Source organism: Mycobacterium sp., from assembly GCF_044342925.1.
In the GTDB taxonomy this organism is placed as follows: Bacteria; Actinomycetota; Actinomycetes; order Mycobacteriales; family Mycobacteriaceae; genus Mycobacterium.
This window is the reverse complement of the sequence record NZ_JBIIOV010000189.1, coordinates 1-5739: the sequence shown is the minus strand read 5'-3', so window position 1 is coordinate 5739 and position 5739 is coordinate 1. Positions and strand designations below refer to the sequence as shown.

6 protein-coding genes are annotated in these 5739 nt (G+C 66.6%); 4 read left to right on the top strand and 2 right to left on the bottom strand.

Translation table 11 applies throughout. From position 1 onward, the window contains the following. A partial coding sequence (locus ADBZ6I_RS15465) for an ABC transporter substrate-binding protein (RefSeq protein ID WP_526385370.1) occupies positions 1-583 on the top strand: 583 nt, incomplete at its 5' end. 249 nt (positions 584-832) lie between these two features. On the opposite strand, the gene ADBZ6I_RS15460 is transcribed toward ADBZ6I_RS15465, so the two are convergent. Further along, positions 833-3184, bottom strand: coding sequence for an arylsulfatase (locus tag ADBZ6I_RS15460; RefSeq protein ID WP_526385368.1), 2352 nt, complete (start codon positions 3182-3184; stop codon positions 833-835). A 47-nt stretch (positions 3185-3231) separates the two neighbouring features. Between ADBZ6I_RS15460 and ADBZ6I_RS15455 the strand changes: the two genes are divergently transcribed. Further along, positions 3232-3939, top strand: a complete 708-nt coding sequence (locus ADBZ6I_RS15455) for an EthD domain-containing protein (protein ID WP_526385366.1) — start codon at positions 3232-3234, stop codon at positions 3937-3939. Positions 3940-3944: 5 nt separating this feature from the next. Beyond that, entirely contained in the window at positions 3945-4703 is a 759-nt protein-coding gene (locus ADBZ6I_RS15450) for an enoyl-CoA hydratase/isomerase family protein (RefSeq protein WP_526385364.1), read from the top strand. On the opposite strand, the gene ADBZ6I_RS15445 is transcribed toward ADBZ6I_RS15450, so the two are convergent. Next, a complete protein-coding gene (locus ADBZ6I_RS15445) occupies positions 4696-4881 on the bottom strand; it encodes a (2Fe-2S)-binding protein (protein ID WP_526385362.1) in 186 nt (61 codons plus the stop codon). The two genes, ADBZ6I_RS15450 and ADBZ6I_RS15445, sit on opposite strands and share 8 nt — an antisense overlap. A 92-nt stretch (positions 4882-4973) precedes the next feature. Between ADBZ6I_RS15445 and bfr the strand changes: the two genes are divergently transcribed. After that, the gene (gene bfr / locus ADBZ6I_RS15440; RefSeq protein ID WP_526385360.1) at positions 4974-5453 is read left to right on the top strand and encodes a bacterioferritin; all 480 of its coding nucleotides are present in this window, start codon (positions 4974-4976) and stop codon (positions 5451-5453) included. The last annotated feature ends 286 nt before the right edge of the window (positions 5454-5739 follow it).

Sequence of the window (5739 nt, the reverse complement as noted above, 5' to 3'; positions counted from 1 at the left end):
CAGCCTGCTGACCGCCCTGGCTCAGAATGGGCTGTCCGCCAACGACGTTCAACTGATCGACCTACAACCCACAGCCATCGTGGCGGCGTTCCAGAGCGGGAACGTCGACGCCGCCTACACCTGGCTACCGACGCTGGAGAAACTGCAGAAGACCGGCACGACCCTGATCACCAGCCGCCAACTGGCCGAGAAGGGCAAGCCGACGGCGGATCTGGTGGCGGTGTCCAACGCCTTCGCGAAGGGGCACCCGAGGGTGCTCGACATCTGGCGCCGGCAGCAGGTGCGGGCGCTGCGTCAGATCAAGGACGATCCGGCCGCCGCCGCGACGGCAATCTCCGGCGAGATGGCACTGAGTCCCGCCGACGCCGAGCGGCAACTCGGCAAGGCTGTGTACCTCACCCCTGAACAGATGGCGTCCTCGACGTGGCTCGGCACCGACGGCAGGCCCGGCGACCTGGCCGCCAACCTGGAGAGTGCGTCGAAGTTCCTGGCCGAGCAGAAGCAGATCCCGGAACCGGCGCAGCTGACGGTCTTCCAAAAGGCCATCTATACAAAGGGATTACCCGAAGCTCTCGTTGGCTGAACGTCCGCCCGGCTAGCGTGAGCCGGTTGCGGGAGCGCCAGATCGACGGGGCGTTCGGGGCCCGGCACACGGGGCCCGGCACACGAGGGCCGGCGAGACGGTGGCCTGGGGCAACGCCGTCGTCGGCATCCGCAACGCACTGGCGCCCCCGGTGCGGACCCGCCGCGACGAGTCCGGCCGGGTGTGGGCCGACTTCCAGCTCGGTTCATCACGCCACGCCGGCTGCGGGACTGAGCTGGCACCGGCGCGCTACTGCTTGCCCATGGCCAGGCTCAACCGGTCATGTGGCGAGATCAGGTGGTCGTGGCTATCGTCGCCGATGTCGAGTTGCACCCAGTCGATGGTGCCGGTGAATCGGTTGCCGGTCGGACCGTAGTCCGGTGAGGCGGGAGAGCCGGTATCGGAGCCCACATCGCAGGCCTCGTCGGCGGAATAGCCCATCGGTTGGGTCTGTTCGACGCGGCCGGAGCCGACGGCCTCGCCGTCGTAGTACAGCGTGACGTCGCCACCTTTGGCCAGACCGCCGCCGTCGTAGGCGAACTCCATTCGCACCTGGTGCGCGCCGGCCGGGATCGGCTTGTCGGCGCTGGTGATGTAGTGCTCGATGCCGAAGAAGTTGAAGCAGTACTTCAGTTTTCCTTCGTGGGCGTACAGCGACCAGCCACCCGCGCTGCCGCCCTGGGTGATGATCACGCCGTTGGCGCCCGACTCCGGTACGACTATGTTCGCCGTCACCGAGTACGACTTGTTCTTCAGCACCAGTACGCAGTGCTCGCTGATGCGCATCCGGTCGAAGAGCAATTGGCTGTTGCCGCGGATGAGCTGCGGCCGGCCGGCGATGTCGGCGTTGACCCGCTCGAAACCCCGGTCATCGAGGGGTACGACATTGTATTTGACCGCCTCAATCAGCCAGAGCCGTTGCAGCTCTGCGATTTTGGCCGGGTTCTCCGCGGCCAGGTCGTGTGCCTGGGTCCAGTCATCAGGCCCGTAGAGCTCCCAGATGTCGTCGTCGAACGGCGGCGGGGCGTCGGCTTTCCAGGGTGTGCGGTGTTTGGTCACCGCCGTCCACCCGTCGTGGTAGATGCCGCGGTTACCCATCATCTCGAAGTACTGCACGATGTGGGTCTCCGGCGCCTGCCCGTCTCTCAGAGTGCCCAGCATGCTGACGCCCTCGAGTGGGGCCTGCGCGATACCGTTGACCGACAATGGCGCGGGTAGTCCGGCGGCCTCCAGGATCGTCGGGGCGACGTCGATGACGTGGTGAAACTGGTTGCGCACCTCGCCTTTCACCGAAAGTCCGGCGGGCCAGTGCACGATGGTCCCGTTGCGGGTGCCGCCCCAGTGCGAGGCGACCTGCTTGGTCCACTGGTAGGGCGCGCACAGCGCGTGTGCCCATCCCACCGCGTAGTGGTTGTAGGCCTCGGGGGTGCCGAAGTCATCGATCTTGGACAGCAGGAAGTCTTCGGTCTCGATCGCGGGCATGCCGTTGAGCGTCGTCATCTCGTTGTAGGCGCCATTGATGGTGCCCTCCGCGGATGCGCCGTTGTCACCGAGGATGTAATAGATCAACGTGTTATCGAGCACCCCGAGATCCTCGATCGCATCGACCAGTCGGCCGACCTCGTGGTCGGTCTGCTCGAAGAAACCGGCGTAGATCTCCATCTGCCTGCGCAACACCGGCTTGAGCTTCTCAGGCATGTCATCCCACGCCGGGATCTCATCGTGGCGCTCAGTCAGTTTCGCACTCGTGGGCAGGACGCCCAGCTTCTTCTGGGCCTTGAAGGTCTTCTCCCGCAAAACATCCCAGCCCTGATCGAACTTGCCCTTGTACTTGTCGGACCATGCCTTGGGCACCTGATGCGGGGCGTGCGTGGCGCCGGGAGCGAAGTACATGAAGAACGGCTTGTCCGGCATCAACGCCTTCTGCTGGCGCACCCAGGTGATCGCGCGATCGGCAAGGTCCTCGGTGAGGGTGTAGCCCTCCTCGGGTGATTTGGTCGGCTCGATGGCCGTGGTGCCCTCATAGAGCCCGGGGAAGTACTGGTTGGCCTCGCCGCCGACGAAGCCGTAGAAGTGCTCGAACCCCGAACCGGTGGGCCACTGGTGAAATGGCCCGGCCGGGGACACCTCCCAGGCCGGAACTTCGTGACACTTCCCGAACTGCGCGGTCGAATACCCGTTGAGCTTCAACGTCTCGGCGATGGGGGCCTTGCTCTTGGGCCGGATGCTGTTGTTACCCGGGGCCGAGGTCGCCATCTCGGTGATGGCGCCCATTCCTACCGAGTGGTGGTTGCGGCCGGTGAGCAACGCCTGCCGGGTCGGTGAGCACAGGGCGGTGGTGTGAAACCGGGTCAGCTTCACCCCGCCGGCGGCCAGGCGCTCCGCGGTCGGGGATGCGCAAGGTCCGCCGAACGCCGACGAGGCGCCGAAGCCCACGTCGTCGATCAGCACGATCACCACGTTCGGCGCCCCCGGTGGGGGACGCAAGGGCGTGATCGGTGGATAGCTGGTGTGCGGATCCTTGGCGTCGTACGTGGTGAGCCCGACGTGCTGGGGGTCGGGGATGGGAAGCTGCTCGCGGCCGATGTCCTTGGCGGTCATAGGGCCATTAAACCGCCCCCGTCGCGCGGCGCGGTAGGTTCGCCCGGATGGAGAAGATCATCGTGGCACTGCGGGCCGAAACCGCCGACGACGCGTGGGTGACCGCGATGTGCGGTCCGGTCGCGACCGAATTGCTTGACCTCGGTTTGCCGGGTGTGACCCTCAATGTGCGCGACGCGCCGGTGCGGGACTCGCCGATGACGCTGACGACATTGGACCCGCCGGTGCAGGGACTGGTCAGTCTGTGGGCTGATCAGCACTACGGCGAACAGGTGCAGGCGGCCCTGGAGGTGCTGGCGCCGCACGCCGATCACCTGGCCGCCTACCTGGTGACGGAGTCGGTGCCGCTGCGACCACCGCCCGCCCCGCTGGCGACCCGGTCACCCGGGCTGGCCAACATCGCCCTGCTGCGCCGGCCCGAGCAGATGGACGAGGCGAACTGGCTGTCGAGGTGGCTCGGGGATCACACCCCCGTGGCGATCGCGACCCAGTCGACCTTCGGCTATGTCCAGAACTATGTCGTGCGGCCTCTGACGCCCGATGCCCCGCCGTTGTCGGCGATCGTCGAGGAACTGTTCCCCATCGAGGCGGTCGGCAGCCTGCACGCGTTCTTCGGCGCCGCCGACGACGCCGACCTCGCCGACCGGATGGGCCGGATGATCGCCAGCACCTCGGCATTCGGGGCCAACGAGAACATCGACACCGTCCCCACCGGGCGCTACGTGTTCGCGACTCCGTTCGCCGACCAAGGCTGACCCGCGTGACGCTGCTCATCGCCGACCACAACCGGGTGCGCACCCTGACCCTCAACCGGCCCGAGGCCCTCAACGCCTTCAACGAAGCGCTCTACGACGCGACCGCGCAGGCTCTGCACGCCGCCGCCACCGACCCGGAGGTCGCCGTGGTGATCGTCACCGGGGCGGGCCGCGCGTTCAGCGCCGGTCAGGACCTCACCGAGATGCAGGCCCGCATCAGCGACCCCGATTTCACGCCGGGCGCCCACGGCTTCCCCGGCCTGGTGGACGCGCTGGCCGCATTCCCCAAACCGCTGATCTGCGCGGTCAACGGCATCGGCCTGGGCATCGGCACCACCATCCTGGGCTACGCCGACCTGGCGTTCATGTCGACGGCGGCGCGGTTGAAGTGCCCGTTCACCAGCCTCGGGGTGGCACCGGAGGCGGCATCGTCATATCTGCTGCCGCAATTGGTCGGCCGGCAGAACGCCGCCTGGCTGCTGATGTCTTCGGAGTGGGTGGACGCCGCCGAAGCCCTCCGCATGGGTCTGGTCTTCAAGGTCTGCGAGCCCGACGACCTGGATTCCGAGGTCCGCCGCCACGCCGAAGTGCTTGCTGCCAAACCGATTCCGAGCCTGATCGCGGTCAAGAAGACCATGACCGAACCGCTGCGCGGGGAGGTCGCCGCAGCCAACAAGCGCGAGATCGCGTTCTTCGCCGAGTTGATGGGTGCGGCGGCCAACGCCGAGGCGCTGGCGGAATTTCAGCGCGGTCGTTCTAGCTGACCGCGGCGACCGCTCGGGCCGGGTGGGTGTCGATGATGGTCTTCAGGTTGCGCAGGCACCGGCCGCAGTCACGTCCCGCACCGCAGGCGGCGGCGACTTGTTTACAGGTGGACGCTCCGCGGGCCACGGCATCGTTGACCGCTTGGCAGGTCACAGCGCCGCACAGGCAGACGTACATCAACAGGTCCTAACATGGAGAGAATCGATATAGGCGAGGCTAACTTAAGTTAGGCTCACCTACAAAATGCCGACCATAATCCGGGAGAGACCATGCAGGGTGACGCCGAGGTTCTGCGACTGCTCAACGAACAACTGACCAGCGAACTGACGGCCATCAACCAGTATTTCCTGCATTCCAAGATGCAGGACAGCTGGGGCTTCACCGAGATCGCCAAGCACACCCGTGCCGAGTCGTTCGAGGAGATGGTCCACGCCGAGCGCATCACCGACCGGATTCTGCTGCTCGACGGTCTGCCGAACTACCAGCGCATCGGGTCGTTGCGGATCGGTCAGACGCTGCGCGAGCAGTTTGAGAGCGATCTGGCGATCGAGCACGAGGTGGTCGCCCGCCTCAAGCCCGGAATCGTGATGTGCCGCGAGAAGCAGGACTCGACGACGGCCATCCTGTTCGAGCAGATCCTGGCCGACGAGGAGCAGCACATCGACTATCTGGAGACCCAGTTGCAGTTGATGGACAAGCTTGGCGAGGAGTTGTACTGCGCGCAGTGCGTGTCGCGCCCACCTGCGTAGCGTCGCGGGCGGCGGACGGCCGGACCGAGTGGCGGTGGAGGTGGCGCTGGACCGGATCGCCCGCCGGATGTTGGTGCAGCGGGAATGGGACCGCGTCGGCTAGAAGGGCGGCGGATCGGCGGCCATCCGCGCTTGGTTGAGGCCGCGCTCCCAGCTGATCCGGGCGGCGCGCTCTGCGGCGCGGGAGCGTCGCCGGGTGGGCATCATCAGGGTGCGCCCGTTTGCCCGGAGCGGTTGGGACATTGAGGTCCCCGGTGGGCTCGGCCAGTTGCGGGAAGAACAGCGC